The sequence below is a fragment of the Nonomuraea soli genome (assembly GCF_013761175.1).
Classification (GTDB): Bacteria; Actinomycetota; Actinomycetes; order Streptosporangiales; family Streptosporangiaceae; genus Nonomuraea; species Nonomuraea soli.
The window spans coordinates 15,828-32,631 of record NZ_JACDUR010000003.1 but is presented as its reverse complement, the minus strand read 5'-3'; the positions used below and the strand labels follow the sequence as shown (position 1 = coordinate 32,631).

The 16,804-nt window shown below is 71.8% G+C and carries 19 protein-coding genes; 18 read left to right on the top strand and 1 reads right to left on the bottom strand.

Annotation, left to right across the window (positions count from 1 at the left end; genetic code table 11):
• The first annotated feature begins 1 nt into the window (after window position 1).
• The 18 genes from HNR30_RS12920 (at window position 2) to HNR30_RS12835 (ending at window position 16,045) form a co-directional block, all read left to right on the top strand.
• A complete protein-coding gene (locus tag HNR30_RS12920; protein WP_181610084.1) occupies window positions 2–826 on the top strand; it encodes an IclR family transcriptional regulator in 825 nt (274 codons plus the stop codon).
• Entirely contained in the window at window positions 810–1,259 is a 450-nt protein-coding gene (locus tag HNR30_RS12915; protein ID WP_181610083.1) for a hypothetical protein, read from the top strand. Before HNR30_RS12920 ends, HNR30_RS12915 begins: the two co-directional genes overlap by 17 nt.
• A 112-nt stretch (window positions 1,260–1,371) precedes the next feature.
• Window positions 1,372–2,280: a dihydroorotate dehydrogenase gene (locus HNR30_RS12910; RefSeq protein WP_181610082.1), complete on the top strand. Its 909-nt coding sequence runs from the start codon at window positions 1,372–1,374 to the stop codon at window positions 2,278–2,280.
• A gap of 18 nt (window positions 2,281–2,298) precedes the next feature.
• A complete protein-coding gene (locus tag HNR30_RS12905) occupies window positions 2,299–3,126 on the top strand; it encodes an IclR family transcriptional regulator (RefSeq protein WP_181611071.1) in 828 nt (275 codons plus the stop codon).
• Window positions 3,123–3,569 (top strand): hypothetical protein, encoded by a 447-nt coding sequence (locus tag HNR30_RS12900; protein ID WP_181610081.1) that lies wholly within the window; start codon window positions 3,123–3,125, stop codon window positions 3,567–3,569. The genes HNR30_RS12905 and HNR30_RS12900 overlap by 4 nt, the downstream gene beginning before the upstream one ends.
• Window positions 3,566–4,813, top strand: coding sequence for a Zn-dependent hydrolase (locus tag HNR30_RS12895; protein ID WP_181610080.1), 1,248 nt, complete (start codon window positions 3,566–3,568; stop codon window positions 4,811–4,813). Before HNR30_RS12900 ends, HNR30_RS12895 begins: the two co-directional genes overlap by 4 nt.
• Window positions 4,810–5,616 carry an iron-sulfur cluster-binding protein gene (locus HNR30_RS12890; protein WP_181610079.1) on the top strand — a complete coding sequence of 269 codons (807 nt, stop codon included), beginning with the start codon at window positions 4,810–4,812 and terminating at the stop codon, window positions 5,614–5,616. The genes HNR30_RS12895 and HNR30_RS12890 overlap by 4 nt, the downstream gene beginning before the upstream one ends.
• Window positions 5,617–5,660: 44 nt before the next feature.
• Window positions 5,661–6,869, top strand: a complete 1,209-nt coding sequence (locus tag HNR30_RS12885) for a dihydroorotase (RefSeq protein WP_181610078.1) — start codon at window positions 5,661–5,663, stop codon at window positions 6,867–6,869.
• Window positions 6,870–7,211: 342 nt separating this feature from the next.
• Complete coding sequence (locus HNR30_RS12880; RefSeq protein WP_181610077.1) at window positions 7,212–8,093, top strand: hypothetical protein; 882 nt, start codon at window positions 7,212–7,214, stop codon at window positions 8,091–8,093.
• Window positions 8,090–8,788 (top strand): dTMP kinase, encoded by a 699-nt coding sequence (gene tmk / locus HNR30_RS12875; protein ID WP_181610076.1) that lies wholly within the window; start codon window positions 8,090–8,092, stop codon window positions 8,786–8,788. Before HNR30_RS12880 ends, tmk begins: the two co-directional genes overlap by 4 nt.
• Window positions 8,760–9,932 carry a M20 family metallopeptidase gene (locus HNR30_RS12870; protein ID WP_181610075.1) on the top strand — a complete coding sequence of 391 codons (1,173 nt, stop codon included), beginning with the start codon at window positions 8,760–8,762 and terminating at the stop codon, window positions 9,930–9,932. The genes tmk and HNR30_RS12870 overlap by 29 nt, the downstream gene beginning before the upstream one ends.
• A gap of 1 nt (window position 9,933) precedes the next feature.
• Complete coding sequence (gene pyrF, locus HNR30_RS12865; protein WP_181610074.1) at window positions 9,934–10,644, top strand: orotidine-5'-phosphate decarboxylase; 711 nt, start codon at window positions 9,934–9,936, stop codon at window positions 10,642–10,644.
• The gene (locus HNR30_RS12860) at window positions 10,641–11,414 is read left to right on the top strand and encodes a BtpA/SgcQ family protein (protein ID WP_181610073.1); all 774 of its coding nucleotides are present in this window, start codon (window positions 10,641–10,643) and stop codon (window positions 11,412–11,414) included. Before pyrF ends, HNR30_RS12860 begins: the two co-directional genes overlap by 4 nt.
• The gene (locus tag HNR30_RS12855) at window positions 11,407–12,507 is read left to right on the top strand and encodes a metallopeptidase TldD-related protein (protein WP_181610072.1); all 1,101 of its coding nucleotides are present in this window, start codon (window positions 11,407–11,409) and stop codon (window positions 12,505–12,507) included. Before HNR30_RS12860 ends, HNR30_RS12855 begins: the two co-directional genes overlap by 8 nt.
• Window positions 12,504–13,544 carry a hypothetical protein gene (locus HNR30_RS12850; RefSeq protein WP_181610071.1) on the top strand — a complete coding sequence of 347 codons (1,041 nt, stop codon included), beginning with the start codon at window positions 12,504–12,506 and terminating at the stop codon, window positions 13,542–13,544. Before HNR30_RS12855 ends, HNR30_RS12850 begins: the two co-directional genes overlap by 4 nt.
• Window positions 13,545–13,672: 128 nt before the next feature.
• On the top strand, window positions 13,673–14,575 hold the full coding sequence (locus HNR30_RS12845; RefSeq protein ID WP_220133557.1) for an ABC transporter ATP-binding protein: 903 nt from the start codon (window positions 13,673–13,675) through the stop codon (window positions 14,573–14,575).
• The gene (locus tag HNR30_RS12840) at window positions 14,572–15,312 is read left to right on the top strand and encodes an ABC transporter permease (RefSeq protein ID WP_181610070.1); all 741 of its coding nucleotides are present in this window, start codon (window positions 14,572–14,574) and stop codon (window positions 15,310–15,312) included. Before HNR30_RS12845 ends, HNR30_RS12840 begins: the two co-directional genes overlap by 4 nt.
• Complete coding sequence (locus HNR30_RS12835; protein WP_181610069.1) at window positions 15,299–16,045, top strand: ABC transporter permease; 747 nt, start codon at window positions 15,299–15,301, stop codon at window positions 16,043–16,045. Before HNR30_RS12840 ends, HNR30_RS12835 begins: the two co-directional genes overlap by 14 nt.
• Here HNR30_RS12835 and HNR30_RS12830 read toward each other — a convergent pair.
• Window positions 16,036–16,794: an IclR family transcriptional regulator gene (locus tag HNR30_RS12830; protein ID WP_181610068.1), complete on the bottom strand. Its 759-nt coding sequence runs from the start codon at window positions 16,792–16,794 to the stop codon at window positions 16,036–16,038. The two genes, HNR30_RS12835 and HNR30_RS12830, sit on opposite strands and share 10 nt — an antisense overlap.
• Between the last annotated feature and the right edge of the window lie 10 nt (window positions 16,795–16,804).

Genomic DNA, 16,804 nt, shown 5'->3' with positions numbered 1-16,804 from the left:
CGTGCAACCTCTTGTCCGCGCACTCCAGGTCATGGGCGCCCTGGCCCGGGTGGAGTGCGGGTTGACCCTGCAGGACCTGTCCACGGCCATCTCCGTGCCGATCGCGAGCGTGCACCGGCTCCTGCCCACGCTGGAGGAGGAGGGGTTCGTCGCCCGGTCGCCGAGCAACCGGCGCTACTTCATCGGACCGGCGGCCACCACCGCCGGGTTCGGCCAGACCGGGCGGCACACGCTGCTCGGCGTCGCCTACGACCACCTGCGGGAGCTCGCCAGAGCCGCCGGGCATGCCGTGGTGGTCGCGGAGAACTACGGCGGCCGGGCGGTCTGCACGGCCAGGCTCGACCCGCTGGGCGTGCGCGGAGCGGGTGTCTCCACCAGCGCGCAGGTCGGGGCGAGGCTGCCCTGGCACGCCTCGGCCGCCGCGCGGACACTCCTGCTCGACCTGGACAGGCACGAGGTGTGGCGCCTGCTCAGCGGATGGGAGTTCAACCGCTACACCGCCAGGACGCCGGCGACGGTCGAGGCGGTCTGGGCCCATCTGGAGGAGACGAGGAAACACGGGTACGGCGTCGGCTTCGACGAATGGGAGTCGGGCATCTGGACCCTCTCGGTCCCCGTGCGCGACGGGGCCAGGACCCTGACCGCCACCGTCACCGTGGCCGGTCACGCCTCCCAGGTGGCCGAACCCTCCGTCAGGGCCGGAATCAGGGATCTCACGATCGAGACGGCGGCCGTGATCGCCGCCGAGCTCGGCTACTCGGACGACCGGCGACGGTGGCCCGCCGCCGACCTGAAGGAGGAAGACGTCCATGCGGACACAGGTTGAGCAGGCTCTCGCCACCTTGCTGGACGGCCAGGAGAAGGCCGACGTGCTGACCCACCCGGCCGCGGCCGAGGAGGCGGGCCGGACGCTGGCTGCCCGCCTCGCCGGACTCGAGCCGGACGTGCTCGTGTTCTGGGAGGGCGTGGAGGACGCGGTGCTGGGTCATGTCGTCGCCCGAGCCCTGGGCGTGAGCTGCGTGGCCGCCGTCGAGGTGGCGGGCATCCTCGAATTCGCCACGCGTCTGCCCGAGGGCGCGCGTGTGGCGGTGCTCGCCGACGCCTTCCGCACCGACAAGGAGCTGAACGCCCTCCTCGGGCTCGTACGCAACCGCCACGGCCATGCGGTGGCGGTGGCGAGCCTGGTCACCAGCCCTGTCACGGACGCCTACGCCGCCGCCGGCGGAACGACGGTGACCGCGGCGGATGAAAAGGCCTGAGCAGCTTTTTCCATTTCGAAGAAATGGCCAGGAATCCTGATAGGACTGTAAGCCCCGATTCTCGCGATCGGGGCTTACCAGTTATGGAAAGTGTATTTCTGGAGTTGCGAATATGCGGAGAACCGCGGTGCGTCTGGGCCGCCTCGACCTGTGCAGCCCGGTGATGCCGGCCTCCGGTTGTTTCGGTCCCGAGTTACGCACGGTGACCGCGATGGACCGGCTCGGCGCCGTCGTGACCAAGACCGTCTTCAGCGATCTGCGGTCGGGCAATCCGGCCTCACGGCTGGCCGAGACCCGCGCGGGCATGCTCAACGCGGTCGGCATCCCCAGCCCCGGTCTCACCGGCTTCCGGGAGCGGACCCTGCCCGCCTACCGGGCGCTCGGGCCCAAGGTGATCGTCAGCATCGGCGGACTGGCCGTCCGCGACTACCTGGAGGTCGCCGCCGGGCTGGCCGACGAGGAGTTCGCCGCCTTCGAGGTCAACGTCTCCTGCCCCAACCTGGAACACGGCGGCCTCGACATCGGCACCGATCCGCGCGCCATCGAGGCCATCACCCGGGGGGTCAGGGAGAGGGGCGGCGACCGGCCGGTCATCGTGAAGATGACCCCCAACGTGACCTCCGTCGCCGAGATCGCCCGCGCCGCCGAGGATGCGGGAGCCGAGGCGCTGACGGTGGCCAACACCTTCGTGGGCCTGGCGGTCGATCTGGACAGCCGCCGCCCGCTGCTCGGCAACGTCACCGGGGGCATGTCGGGGGCCGCCATCAAACCGCTGGCGCTGCGCCTGGTGATGCAGGCATCGCGTGCCGTACGGATCCCCGTGATCGGGTGCGGCGGGATCGGCTCCGTGCGGGACGCCGCGGAGTTCCTGGTCGCCGGGGCCAGGGCGGTGCAGGTCGGCACCGCGAACTTCACCCGGCCCACCGTGATGTCCGAGATCGTCGAGGCCTTTCCCGCCCTGCTCGACCGGCTCGGTGCGCGCGACGTCGACGATCTCGTCGGAACCCTGGCAACCGCGTAGAACGGGAGTGTGCGCAAGATGCAGGTGATCGTCAGAGCGCTCAACGTCCTCAAGGCCATCTCCGCCGCCAAGGAGGGCATGACCCTTCAAGAGCTGGTCCTGGAGCTGGAGATCCCGCTGGGCAGCATGCACCGGCTGCTCGCGGTCCTGGAGGAGCAACATTTCGTCAGCCGCTCGCCCACCAACCGCCGCTACTTCCTGGGCGTCGAGGCACGTGGACTCACCGAGCGGGGCCGCGGCCGCAACCCGTCGCTGGTCACGCCGCACCCGGAGCTGGGAACGTTGGTGGAGCAGTCGGCGGAGACCGCCTTCCTGACCGAGATCTTCGGCGACCGGGCGGTCTGCACCGCGCTGGTGGAAGGGCTGCACCCTCTGCGGCTGTTCGTGCGGATCGGTCAGGAGATGCCGCTGCACGCCGCCGCGTCGGCGCGCTCCATCCTCGCCTTCCTGGAGGACCAGGCCACGCTCCAGTTGCTGGAGTCGAGGTCGCTGACGCCGTTCACCGAGGACACCCCGGCCACGCTGGCCGAGGTCACCGAGCGGCTGGCGCTGATCAGGCAGCGCGGTTACGACACCTGCGACGACGAGCTCGACAGGGGTGTGTGGGCGGTCTCCGCGCCGATCCGCACGTCGACCGGCCGCGTGTACGCGAGCGTGACGCTGGCCACGCCCTCCCACCGTTCGGAGCGTCCCGGGCAGCGTGAGGTCTTCCGGGACCTGGTGCTGCGCGCCGCGCAGCGGATGTCGGAGGACCTCGGCTACGTGCAGGCGGGACCGGCGGCCGTCTGGGACGACCTTCCGGAGATGGAACCGGCCGCCGCGCCGCTGAGGAGGGTGACGCTGTGAGCTTCCCCGTCGAGACCCCGCTCGACGTGCAGAGCATCGAGGTCCGCCGGGCCGAGCTCCGTCAGGACGTGGTCAACGCGGTGGTACGGCAGAGCGGACGCCTGGAGCTGTCGGCCATGCTGACCCGGCCGTCGATCCTGCGGCGCATGGCGTCGCTGCTGGCCGCGCACGTCCCGCCCGGCACCGACCGGCTGGTGTGCTCGCCGGGCAGCCTGCCGCTGGCGGCGGCGCTGGCGCTGGAGACGGGCGTGCCTTTCGCCGTGCTGGGTGACGTCCCGATGGGTGATCTGTTCCCCGGCGAGAAGGCGGTGCTGGTGGTCGCCGTGGTCTCCACGGGAGCGTCCGCGGCCGCGCTGGCCGGGGCGGCGGGGGCGGAGACCGTGCTGGCGGGGCTCGCGCTGCAGCAAACCCCGAAGATCATCGCAGCAGTGGAGCTGTCATGAAATATGCCGATCCAGCGCGGCTGGCCGCGCTGATCGACCGCCTCGCGACGATCAGCGATGCCGGCCCCGGCGTCACCCGCCTGGCCTACACCCCGCTCGAACGCCAGGCCCACGAGGTCTTCGCCGACCACATGAGCGCCCTGGGACTCAAGGTCTGGTCCGACGCCGCGGGCAACACCATCGCCGAACGGCAGGGCAGCGAGGACCTGCCCGCTCTCGGCACCGGCTCCCACCTGGACAGCGTGCCCAGGGGCGGCAGGTTCGACGGCATCGCGGGGGTGGTCGCCGCCATGGAGGTCGCCACCATCCTGGCCGACTCCGACGACCTGCACCATCGTCGCCCCCTGCGCTTCGTCGCCTTCGCGGCGGAGGAAGGAGCCCGCTTCGGCCTGGCCTGCCTGGGCAGCCGCCTGGCCGCCGGGCTCAACACCCCGGACGACCTGGAGCGTTTGAAGGACGCCGACGGCGTCAGCGTCGCCGAGGCGATGCGCGGCGTCGGCCTGGACCCCGCCCTGACGGGTGAGGCCCGCTGGGATCCGCAGGACTGGTACGCCTTCGTCGAGCTCCACGTCGAGCAGGGCGACGTCCTGGAACGTGCCGGACTGCCCATCGGCGTCGTGGACACCGTGTCCGGCTCGACCCGGCTGCGTCTCGACCTGATCGGCAGGCCCTCCCACACCGGGGCGACCCCTATGGCTGGCCGCTCGGACGCGCTGGTCGCCGCCGCCCAGGTGGTGCTCGCCGCCGACGCCGTCGCCGGTGACGCCCGTCACCGGGGCACCCGGGCCACCGTGGGCGAGCTGCGCGTCAGCCCCGGCTCCGTCACGACCATTCCCGGTCAGGTCTCCCTCTCCCTCGACGTGCGCGACGTGGACAGCGACCGGCAGCGCCGTACCGCGGCCGAGATCGTCAGGCACGCGCAGGCAGCGGGGGACGACCGGGGTGTACGGCTCGACTACCGGCTGATCGGCGACTCCTCGCCGGTCGTGCTGCCGCTGTGGATCCGCGACGTGCTCACCGCCGCCGCCGCCTCCCACGGGGCCGCGTACCGGGTGATGACCAGCGGTGCGAGCCACGACGCGCAGATCATCAACAAGATCATTCCAGCCGGCATGCTCTTCGTGCCCAGCCGGTCGGGCGTCAGCCACGTGCCGGAGGAGTGGACCTCGCCGGAGGAACTGGCCACCGGCGTGGACGTCCTGCTGAGCGCGTTGCTCCGGCTCTCCGACGAAGGAACTTCATGATCACCACTGGCTTCTTGGACGTGCTTCCGGCGAGCGAGGAGGTCCAGCCCACCTGGATCGACGCCCCGGTGCTGAGCAACGTCCACCTGGCCGACCGTTACCATCGGCTGCGGCTGGCCGCCCCGCTCGCCGCCGAGCGCGCCAGGCCCGGTCAGTTCGTCATGCTGACGATCTCCTCGCCCGTCCTGGCCCTGCCCCGCCCGATGGCCGTGCACGACGTCGACCCGGAGACGGGCACGATCGACATCATCTACGGCGTCGTCGGTGTCGGCACGCGCGAGATGGCCGCGCTGCGTCCGGGCGCCACGGTCGGCACCCTCGGGCCGCTCGGCCGCCCGTTCGCCCCGCCGCCGTCCGCCCCCGGCCGGGCGCTGCTGCTCGGCCGGGGCATCGGGATCTGCTCGCTGAGCCTGCTCGGCCGCGAGTTGCACGCGGCCGGATGGGATGTCCTGGTCGTGGCCAGCGGCAGGACCCCGCAGGCCGTCGTCGGCACGGAAGAGCTGGACGCGGCCGGAGTGCGCGTGCTCCGCGTCGACGACGAGAGCGGGACCAGCGCCCCCGAACTCCTCAGGGACCTGGACTTCGCCCCCACCTACGTGACCGCCTGCGGCTCCGCGCGGCTGGAGCAGCTCGCTGCCGACCACGCCCACACCGCCGAGGTCCAGATCGCCCTGGAAGCGCCGATGGCCTGTGGCCTGGGCTACTGCCACGGCTGCTCCACCGGCGCCCGCACCGCCCAGGCCGAAGCCCCGCTCGTCTGCGCCGACGGCCCTGTCTTCCGCTACCGCCCGGCCACACCGTGACCCGCCGTCTCCTGCGCGGAGTCAGGCCGTACGGCGCAGCTCCCATGGACGTGCTGATCGAGGACGGGATCATCACGTCGATCACCCCGGCCGTCACGCCGGGGTCCCTCGTCCTGCTCCCCGGCTTCGTGGACCTCCACACCCACCTGCGAGAACCGGGTGGCGAGGAGGGCGAGACCATCCTGACCGGCACCCGGGCCGCCGCCGCGGGCGGATACACGGCGGTGGTGGCGATGGCCAACACCGATCCGGTGGTCGACACCCCGGCCCTGGTCAGGCGGATCCTGGCGGCCAGAGCGCACGCCGACGTGCACCCGGTCTCGGCGATCACCCACGGCCTGGCCGGGGGCTCGCTGGTGGACATGGAGGCGATGGCGGAGGCCGGCGCACGGGTGTTCTCCGACGACGGCCGATGTCTGTCGGACCCCGTCCTGATGCGTACGGCGCTGCGGCGCGCGGGCGGCCACGGGCTCCTGGTGGCCCAGCACGCCCAGGACCCGGTGCTGGCCGGAGGCGACACCCGGGCGCTCGACCGCACGGGCGTGGTGCTGGACGTCCAGGAGTGGCCCGCCCTCGCCGAGGCGGTGATCGTCGCGCGCGACGTGCTGCTCGCCGCCGACACCGACGCCCGGCTGCACGTCTGCCATGTCTCCACCCGTGCGAGCGTCGAGGTGCTGCGATGGGCCAGGAGCCGGGGGCTTCCGGTCACCGCCGAGGTCACGCCGCACCACCTGGCACTGACCGAGGCGGACGCGGCGGGACGAGATCCGAGGTTCAAGATGAACCCGCCGCTCCGGTCGCGCGACGACGTGCTCGCGCTGCGAGAAGCGCTGGCCGAGGGGATCATCGACGTGGTCGCCACCGACCACGCGCCGCACCCGGCGGACAGGAAGGCCCTGCCGTGGCCCCAGGCGCCCTTCGGGGTGATCGGCCTGGAAACCGCCCTGCCGGTGGTGGCCGAGGCCATGGAAGGCCTGTGGCCCGCCCGCGACGGTTCGTCGTGGGAGAACCTCGCCCGTGTCATGTCCACGGAGCCGGCCCGGCTGGCCGGGATCGGCGACCGCCACGGCCGTCCGATCGCCGTGGGAGAGCCCGCCCACCTCTGCCTCGTGGACCCCGACGCCCACGGCCCGGTCGACCTCTACGGCAGGAGCGCCAACACGCCGTTCGCCGGGCGCGGCTTCGGCGTGCGGGTGGTCGCCACCCTGCGCGCCGGCGAGCCGACCCACGATCCCGGCGGATCCCTGGATTAAGAATTGTTTCGCACTCCTCACTCGACAGGAGTGGAAAAGACCTGCCGCACCTTTCCAAAACACGCCTCCGCACCCGATCCGCTTTTGCGCCAGACGGAAATCTTGGCACCCGCAATTGCACACCGTTGACGCGCTAAAACGCCGCTCTGTTGAATGACTTCTGACCGAGAAGACCCGATGGGAGGTTAGCAATGAAGAAGATTTCCGCCGACGTTCTTCGCCAGCTGTCCACTGGCGCCGTCAAGCGTGGCTGCCAGAACGGCGGCAAGTAGTCCGACACGATCACGGCGGCCGCCGCGCGAGGCCGGCCGCCGTGGTCCGGAAGGTGAGTGAGAGAAGAACATGCTCCTCGACGAGATCCTCGGGGACCGGCGCCGCGAAGGCCGAGCCGAGCTGGCCGAGGCCATGCGGATGCTGTCCCACGAGGCCGAGCCCGAGGTGGAGCAGGCGCAGACCGCCGCCTACTTCGAGCCCCGCCTCTACACCCAGCTCGCCCAGGGCGGCATCGACCGCGCGACCCTCACCGGGTTGCTGCACGGCCCCCGCGACGTGACCGTCGTGCCCGGCACGACAATCGAGCTGGTCACCGGCCTGGACCCGATCCTGGCCGCCTTCCTGGCGGACAACCTGGACCGGCCGGAGGAGCTCAGCCTGGTCGAGGATCCCGCCTCCCACCTGCCCGCCCTGGAGCGGGCCCTGGCCCTGATCGCGGCGGTGCGCCCGGTCTTCCACGAGGCGCTCACCGAGTCGCTCAGGGCGGTGCTGCTCTTCCGCCACCCGGACGCCGAGTCCTTCGCCGCTCTCGGCATGCACGGCATGATCTTCCTCAACACCCCGGCCGGCGCGGGTCCCGCCTACTTCGTCGAGCAGCTCACCCACCAGGGCGGCCACGTGCTCTTCAGCGAGGCCACCCTGAGCCGGGGCGACTTCTTCACCGGCGACCCCGAGGACTCGCTCTCCGGCTATGTCGGCGGCGACGACCCGCGCGCCCTCTACGACGCCTTCCACGGGCTCTACACCGAGTCCATGGAATGCCAGGTCTACACCGCCCTGCTCGCCGGAGACCTGCCGGCGGAGGCGGAACGAGCCGATTTCGCGGAGCGCCTCAAAGAAACGGGAGAGCGCCACGAAATCGACCTGGAATTGATTTCCCCGCACGCCGCCGAGATTTTCTCAGAAACCGGCCTCGCCATTCACGACTGCATCCGGGAGCTGAAGAAATGAGCATCGAGCGGGTTTTCCGCCGCGAGCGCGGCGGCCGCGGCCTGCTGATTTCCGTGGTCGGCTTCGACGGCTCCGGCAAGACCACCCAGATCGAGCGGCTGGGCGACCATTTCCGCGCCCAGGGCCGCGAGGTGGTGGAAACCAGGCAGCCCACCGACTGGTACCGCGAGTTGTCCGAGGTCCAGGTCTTCCACGACCAGGGCGGCTCGGCCGAGACCGCGCACGTGCTGGCCCTGCTGTCGGCGGCCGACCGCCGACGCCACGTCATGGAGGTGGTGGACCCGGCGCTGGCCAGGGGAGCGGTCGTGCTCTGCGACCGCTACGTCTACGCCACGTTCGGCGTCTTCGTGCACCGGGGGGTCGATCTCGACTTCCTCGTCACGATCAACGAGGGCGTCCCGCGTCCTGACCACGCGTTCTACCTGCGTCTGCCCGCCGAGGACCTGGTGCGGCGCCTGCGTGCCCGTGACGGGGACAAGCTGAAGCACGAGGAGAAGACGACCGCGCGGATCGAGTCGATCACCGGGACGTACGAGCGGCTGGGCGACGAGCTCACCGTGATCGACGGCACGATGGGCCGCGACGAGGTCACCAAGGCCATGATCGCCCACATGGGCCCCGACGCCGACGCCTCCGCGGACAGTGACGCCGGGCCCACGAGCGACTGTGCGGGCAGCGATGCTGAGCGCGGCTGAGCTCCTGGCCGGCCTGGTCGGCATCCCCAGCGTCAACCCGTTGCTGCCCGGCGCCACACCGGACGACGACGAACGCCGGGTCGCCGCCTTCCTGGCCGACTACCTGCGCGCCGAGGGCGTCGACGCGGAGTTGCAGGAGGTCAAGGACGGCCGCTGCAACGTGGTCGCCCGTATCGCCCGCGCGGGAGAGGCCGACGACGCGGTCGTCATGCTGACCGGCCACATGGACACCTACCCCGCCGGCGGTCCCCACGCCGCCTACCAGGCCGTCGTCAAGGACGGCATGCTGTACGGCAGGGGCAGCGCCGACGCCAAGGGCGTGCTGGCCGCCATGACCACGGCCTTCCTCACGGCCGCCCGCGCCGAGCACCGCCGCGAGACCCACCTGGTGGCGACCCTCGACGAGGAATGCCTGATGCTGGGCGTCAAGGCCCTGGCGGCGCTGCAGGTCAGGCCCACGCTGGCGATCACCGGCGAGCCCAGCAACCTGATCCCGGTCGTGACGCAGAAGGGCATCGTGCGTGGCTCCTGGCGGGTGAGCGGCCCCGCTGCCCACGCCGCCTATCCGACGGAGAAGACGGCGATCACCGAGGCAGCCCGGCTGGTCGAGGCGGTGGGCGTGCTCAACCGCCGCTACGCCGGGCAGCCCCCCGCGCCGATGCTGGGGGCGCCGACCGTGACGGTGACCCGCATCGCCAGCGACGGCGGCATGAACCTCGCCGCGCGCGAGGTGGTCGTCTGGTTCGACGGCCGATTCCTGCCGGAAGCGACGCCCCCCTCCGAGGCCGGAGGCCGGGCCTTCGCGCGACAGGTCGACCGCGACCTGCGCACCCTGATCGACACCGACTTCGTCATGGACGAGCTGACCTTCGTCTCCCCGCCCAACGCGGCCGACGTGGACACCCCCCTCGTCGCCGAGTTCCTCGGCCACGTCCGCCAGGTCGCCGGTCGCTGCGAGCCGGAAGGTTTCTCCTACGGAAGCGAAGCCGGTGTCCTGGCCTCCTTCGCGGACGCCGCCCTGGTCTTCGGCCCCGGCGACGCCCGCTTCTCGCACGCCTGGGAAGAGGGCGTGCCGCTGGCCGAGCTCGACGCCGCGACCGAGATCTTCCGCCGCCTGCTCACCCCGTCACCGCTGGAGAACTGAGATGCCCGCCGACGACAGGCTCTGCCTCGCCCTCGACATGTCCGGCCGCGACGAGATCCTCGCGCTGGTCGACGAGCTCAAGGAGCACGTGGGCTGGTTCAAGGTGAACTCCGCCTTCACTCTGCACGGTCCCGACCTGGTCCGCGAGATCCTCGCCCGGGACGTGAAGGTCTTCCTCGACCTGAAGCTGCACGACATCCCCAACACCCTCGCCGGGTACGCCCGCGCGGTCACCCGCCTGGGCGTGCACCTGGTCACCCTGCACACCGCGGGCGGCATCGAGATGATGCGCACCGCCGCCGCCTCCGCCGACGCGCAGGCGGCCGAGCTCGGGACCGCGCGTCCCAAGCTGGTCGGCGTCACCCTGCTGACCAGCGTCGACCAGCAGGTGCTCAACGACGAGCTCAACGTGCCCGGCTCCGTCGAGGACGAGCTGCGCAGCCGCGCCGCTCTGGCCGCCAAGGCGGGGCTCGACGGCATGGTGTGCGCGCCGCCGGAGATCCCGCTGGTGCGCGGCGTCGTGCCCGACGACTTCTTCTTCGTCACCCCCGGCGCCCGCTCGCCCGGCCAGAGCGACGACGACCACCGCCGCACCGGCACGCACGCCGAGGCGGTGGCGGCCGGCTCCAGCCTGCTGGTGGTGGGCCGCCGCATCCTGGACGCGCCCGACCGGGTCGCCGCCGCCCTCGAGGTCACGGCGGAGATGTCGTGAACCTGCCCGGCAAGGCGGTCATCGCCTGCGTCCACCTGCTGCCCACACCCGGTTCCCCGCGTTACGGCGGCGACGTCGAGGCCATCTACGAGCGCGCGCTGAGGGAGACCGAGGTCTTCCTGCGCGCGGGCGTGGACGCCCTGCTCGTGGAGAACGCGGGTGACCTGCCCTTCTACCCGCAGGCCGTACCCGCGGAGACCGTGGCGATCATGGCGGGCGTGACCCGCGAGATCGTGCGGGCCTCCAGCGTGCCGGTCGGGGTGGCGGTGCTGCGCAACGACGCGCACGCCGCGCTGGCCGTGGCGGTGTCGGCGGGGGCCCGGTTCGTGCGGGTGAACGTGCACGCGGGCGCGGTGCTGGCGGCGCAGGGTGTGCTGACCGGCAGCAGCCACGAGACGATGCGCCTGCGCCGCACGCTCCAGGCGGACGTGGCGGTGCTGGCCGACGCCGGGGTGAAGCACTCCCAGCCGTTCGCGTACCCGGACCTGGCCACCGAGGTGCGGGACCTGACGGCGCTGGCGGACGGGATCATCGTGTCCGGCGAGCTGACCGGGCTGGAGACCGCCCCCGACGACCTGATCGCCGCGCGTTCCCGAACGAAGGGCCCGGTCTACGTGGGCAGCGGGGTCACGCCGGACAACGTGGACCGGGTCCACGACCACGCCGACGGGTTCATCGTGGGCAGCTACTTCAAGGTCGACGGGCTGGCCGCCAATCCGGTGGACGAGGGCCGGGTACAGCAGTTCATGAAGAGCCTCGGCCGTGGCTGACCTCCCCGTCTCCTGCGCCTTCCACCTGCGCTTCCAGCTGGGTGACGACGCCGTGGCCTCGACCAGGGCGCAGTACGTGCTGGACGCCGGGCCGTACGGGACGGTGGTGGGATCGAGTCTCGCGGACCTGGACCGCGACGCGCGGTTGCTGCCGGCCGGCGTGCGCCGTGAGGACTGGACGGACCCGTTCCCGGCGGAGGTCGCCAGGGCGCACGAACTGGTGCGGGTGGCCCGCGCCTGCGGGCGGCGCGCGATCGTGGAGTCCTCCTGGCGCAACGGCCGCGGCCACGCGCGGGTCAGCGCGATCGTGGGCGACAAGGCGAGCGTGCCGATCGGACGGCAGGGACGCTCGGCGGTGCTGTCCGCCGACGGACTGGCCGGCATCTCGGCCGACGCGGTCGCCGAGGCCTTCGCCACCGCCTCCGCACGGGCCGCCGACCTCGCCGCCGCACCCGACTTCCCGGGCTACAGCGGCCTTGTCAGCTTCTCGCCGGCCGCCTCGGGCGTCCTGCTCCACGAGGCGGTCGGGCATCTGGTCGAGGCCGACAACTACGTGAGGTCCTTCCGCTCGCTGGAGCAGCGCATCGGGCCCGACCTGCTGTCGGCGCGCGATCTCGGGCTCGCCTCCGGCGCCGACGACGAGGGCTCGGCCTCGGGCCCGGTCGACCTGGTACGGCAGGGCAACGTCGTGGGAGTGCTGACCTCCAGGAAGTACGCGGCTCTGTCGGGCAGGGTCCCCACCGGTCATGCCCTGGCCCCCTGGCACGGTGAGACCCCGGTGCCGCGGCTGGCCAGGCTGCTGCTCGAACCGGGCGACTCCGGCGACGTGGCGGCCGGGCTGCACGTGGAGAGCGTCGCCTGGGGCCGGATGAACCCCGCCACGCGCGAGGTGGTCCTCACGCTGGGCCGTACGTCGCTGGGCGTCGGCGGGGAGATCCGGATGGGACTCGAAGACCTGCTCGGCCGGCTGGCGGGGGTGGGCTCCGACGTGGAGTGGCACCCCAGCCTCTGCCTCAAGCACGGGCACGCCGTCCTCGTCGAGAGCGGCGCCCCGACCACTGTGTTCGCCGACGTTCCGGTAGGGGTGGCATGAGACTCGGCACGTACGACCCGCATCAGGTGGCCGCCGTCCGGGCGGTCCTGGAGTCGCTGGGCGGCTCCGAGGTGTTCGGGGTCGCGGTCCTTTCCGGGAGCAGGGCCGCCGGGCTCGGGCACGCCTACTCCGACACCGACGTGCACGTGGTGCTGCGCGAGGGCGCCTCGCTGCCGCGCCGCACGTTCGCCCACGACGGGGTCGAGGTCCAGCTCACGCTGGTGCCCAGGCAGGTGCTGCTGGAGTACGTGTCGCTGGCGGAGGCCTACGTCGCGACGGCGGCCTCGCGGGCGCAGTCCACGCTGACGTTCGAGCAGCTGTGGAACTTCGTCCGGCTCGCGAGCGGCACCGTCCTGCTGGCCGACGACGAGTGCTCCGACCTGCTGGCCCGCTGCGACACGGAGGTGGCCAGGCAGGTCGTCATGGCCAACTTCATGCACAAGGTGGCCAGGAACGCCGAGGACGCGGCGGGCATGCTCGCCTTCGACGACACCTTCGGGGCTTCACACGCGGCGCTGCTGGCGCTGAAGGCGGCTCTGGAGGTCGCCCTCGCGAGCACCGGCGACATCTACGCCATGGACCGGTTCCTGCTGCGGCGCCTGGGCAGGTCAGGCCTGCTCACCCCCGAGCTGTGGGGGCTGCTGAACCAGCCGGAACCCGACGTGGCGGCCAGGCTTCACGCGGCCGCCGCGTTGAGCGGCTGGTCGCTGGTCCACGGATGGGACAAGCCGCTGGAGTCGCTGCCGGTCCTCGGTACCGGCAGGACCGGCCATTCCCTGCGCGATCCGGCTTTCGGGCTGCAGCGGTTCGCGGACCGGTGGGCGCTGTCCGGCCCCGGCAAGAGCATGCGGGTGACCGAGCTCGTCGCCGCGGTGTGGATCAGGCTCGACGGCCGCGCGCCCGAGGTGATCGCCGGCGAACTCCAGGCTGCCGGATACGGCGACGTATCGGCCGACCAGGTCGTCTCCTGCGTGGAGGGCCTGGTCCGATCAGGTGTGGCGACGCGGCCCGCGTCGTCAGCGGACACGGCGACGTGAGGGAGGGGGTGGAGGAAATGGCCAACGAGTGGGAGATCGTCGAGGACGAGTTCTGTGACGCGGACCCGATGTAGGTCGGTCTGTGGGTGGCGGGCCCGCGGGCCCGCCACCCGCCTTCTGGAGGATGTGTGTCGATCGTGGTGGAGGGCCTGAGCAGGTCCTTCGGTGGAGTGCGGGCGCTGGACGACGTCTCGTTCGAGGTGGCTTCCGGCGAGGTGGTCGCCCTGCTCGGGGTCAACGGAGCGGGCAAGACCACGCTGACCAAGATTCTGTCCACGTTGCTGCTGCCCGGCGGGGGAAGCGCCCGGATCATGGGGCACGACGTGGTCGGCGAGGCGAAGGCCTGCCGCAGCGTCACCGGCGTGGTGTTCGGCGGCGACGGCGGGCTCTACGGACGGCTCAGCGGCCGCGACAACCTGCGCTTCTTCGCCATGCTGGCCGGGCTGGGCCGCCGCGGGCTGCGCGCCCGGGTGGACGACGCCCTGGAGCGGGTCGGCCTGGGCGCGGCGGCCGACCGCGCGGTCCAGACCTACTCCAAGGGCATGCGGCAACGGCTGCACCTGGCGGTCGGCTTCATCGCCTCGCCCCAGGTGCTGCTCCTGGACGAGCCGACCGTGGGCCTGGACGTGATCGAGGCCCAGCGGCTCAGGGACACCGTGCGCGACCTGCGTACCTCCGGGCTGACCGTGCTGCTCACCAGCCATCTGCTGGTGGACGTCGAGCAGCTGGCCGACCGGGTGCTGCTTCTCCAGGACGGGCGGATCGCCGAGGACCTGCCGCTGGCGTCGTTCACCGGGCTCGCGGGCTACGCGGCCCTGGTCGTGGTCCGTGGGCGCGGCCCGCATCCCGTCCCGCGCGACGCCACCGTCGCGGTCGACGGCGACACCTGGGAACTGAGCCTGCGCGTGCGCCGGTGGGACGCGTCGGTCTTCGCCGAGCTCGGCCAGGAGCTCGCCGGATACGAGGTGAGCGACCTGTCGGTCAGGGAGGTCCGGCTGGAGGACGCCTTCACCAAACTGGCCACCGCATGATCTTCTTCGCCGCGATGCGGCACCAGATGGCGCTCATGCGGGCCTCCTGGCAGTTCCTCGTGCTGCTCGGCGTGCTGCAACCCGTCGTGTACCTGCTGATCGTGCTGTCGAGCAACCCGACGGCCGCGACGGTGACCGCCGTCATGCTGATGAGCTTCTGGGGGTCGACCGTCTGGAGCGGGGCGGGCATCCTGCGCCGGGAGAAGATGGAGGGCACGCTCGCCCCCACGATGCTCGGCGTGCGCGACCCCCGGCTGGTGCTCCTGGGCAAGACCACGGGAGCGAGCCTGCTGATCCTCGTGGTGATCTCCGCGACGGTCTCGCTCTTCCTCCTGCTGTCGGGCCATGCCGTGGTGATCGCGATGCCGTTCTGGTTCGCCGTGGGGCTCGCTCTGGTGGCCGTGACCGGGACGGCGGCGGGATTCCTGCTGAGCTGTCTGTTCCTGCTGTCGAGGTACGGCCCGCAGCTGTCGGCGCTGGCCGTGGCCCCGGTGACGCTGCTGTCGGGGCTGCTCATCCCGGTCTCCGTGCTGCCGGGCTGGATCCAGCCGCTGAGCTGGGTGATCAACCTGCGCTGGGTGCAGGAGTTCCTCGGCGGGGCCGCCCGCGGCGCTCCTGACTTCACCGCGCTGGGGCTGGGTGCCGTGCTGACGGTGGTCTATTTCGTCCTGGGAGCCGTCGCCTTCGAACGGGTGGCCGTTCTGGCCAGGAAGGAGGGGACCCTTGATCTATCTTGAGGTCGTACGGCTCGGCCGCCTGCTCTTCCGCGCCTCCGAGCCGTGGTCGATCACGGTCACCGCGGTCTGGCCGCGCGTCGTGCTGCAGGGCCTGTTCTTCACCCTGCTCGGCCAGGTGCTCGGTTTGGAGGAGCACGCGTTCGCCGGGGCCCTGGCCATCACCATGCTGGCCTCCACCGTGGTCGGCGTCGCGGACGTCCCGATGGCCGACAAGTGGAACAGGACCTACTCCCGGCTGCGGCTCAGCGAGGTCCACATCCCGCTGGTGTTCGCTCTCCGCACGCTTCCGATGATCCTGCACGGCGGCATGGCCGTCCTGCTGGTCTGGGCCGTCGCGGGCCCGGTCAGCGGCCTGACGCTGGAGGTCCTGCCCACCCTGCCGATCTACGCGGTCATGTTGTTCAGCACCACGGCCCTGGGCCTGGCGGTGGTCGCCCAGGTGGTGGGCCACCGGGCCGACGTCTTCGCGGGCAACGCGGCGACGTGGCTGGTCATCGCCTGTTCGGGTGCGCTCGTCCCGCACGGCCGCCTGCCCGTCCTGGACGCGGTCGGTGCCGTTCTGCCGGTACGGCACGGCCTCGACGCGGTGCGGTCGGCCATGGCGGGAGGTCCCTGGCTCACGCCGCTGCTGTGGGAGGCCGCCGTCGGGCTCGGCTGGGCCCTGGTCGCCTGGCTCGCCTACCTGTGGCAGGGGAACCGCGCCCGCCGGCTGGGCCTGGACGACTACAGCTGAGTCTCGTGACCGAGCTCCTCCGACATCGCCCGCGCCGTGCGCAGCACGATCTCGGTGGCCCGCACCCGCCGGATCGGATCGCGCATCCGATGCCCGGCGGCGGCCAGCGTCACGCTCGCCACCACGACACCCGTGCTCGTGAACACGGGAGCGGCCACGGCCCACACGTTCTCGTCGAGTTCGTTCTCGCACACGTCGTAGCCACGGGAGCGGATCTCGGCCAGATGGGCCAGCACCTCCTCCGGCGTCTTCGGCGTGCCGGGCGTGTAGGCGTTGAACTCCAGGCCGGACACGATGGCCTCGACCGTGTCCTGCGGCAGGTAGGCCAGCACGCTCCGGGCGGCGGCCGCGGCGTGCCAGGGCAGCTCCTGGCCCAGCTGGACGAACAGCCGCAGCGGATGGGTCGCCTCCACGATGGAGATGCACACGATGCGTGAACCCGTGAGGGAGGTCAGGAAGACCGTCTCTCCGCTCTCCTTGCTGGCTCGCACCAGTAACTCGGGCGCCGGGACCAGGGAGCTGTGCGCGGCCGCGCTCGGGCCGACCAGCTCGGCGGCGGCCGAGCCCAGGAAGTAGCGGCGGTTGTGCGGCGAACGCGTGACGTACTGCTCGTCGACCAGGGCGGCCAGCAGCCGGTGCATGCTGCCGATCGGGATCTCCAGCTCTTCGTGCAGTTCTTGCAGTGTCATCCCCTGAGGCGTGGCAGACAACTTCTTGAGGACGTTCAGGGCTCGACTGAGAACTTGCATGCGTCACTAT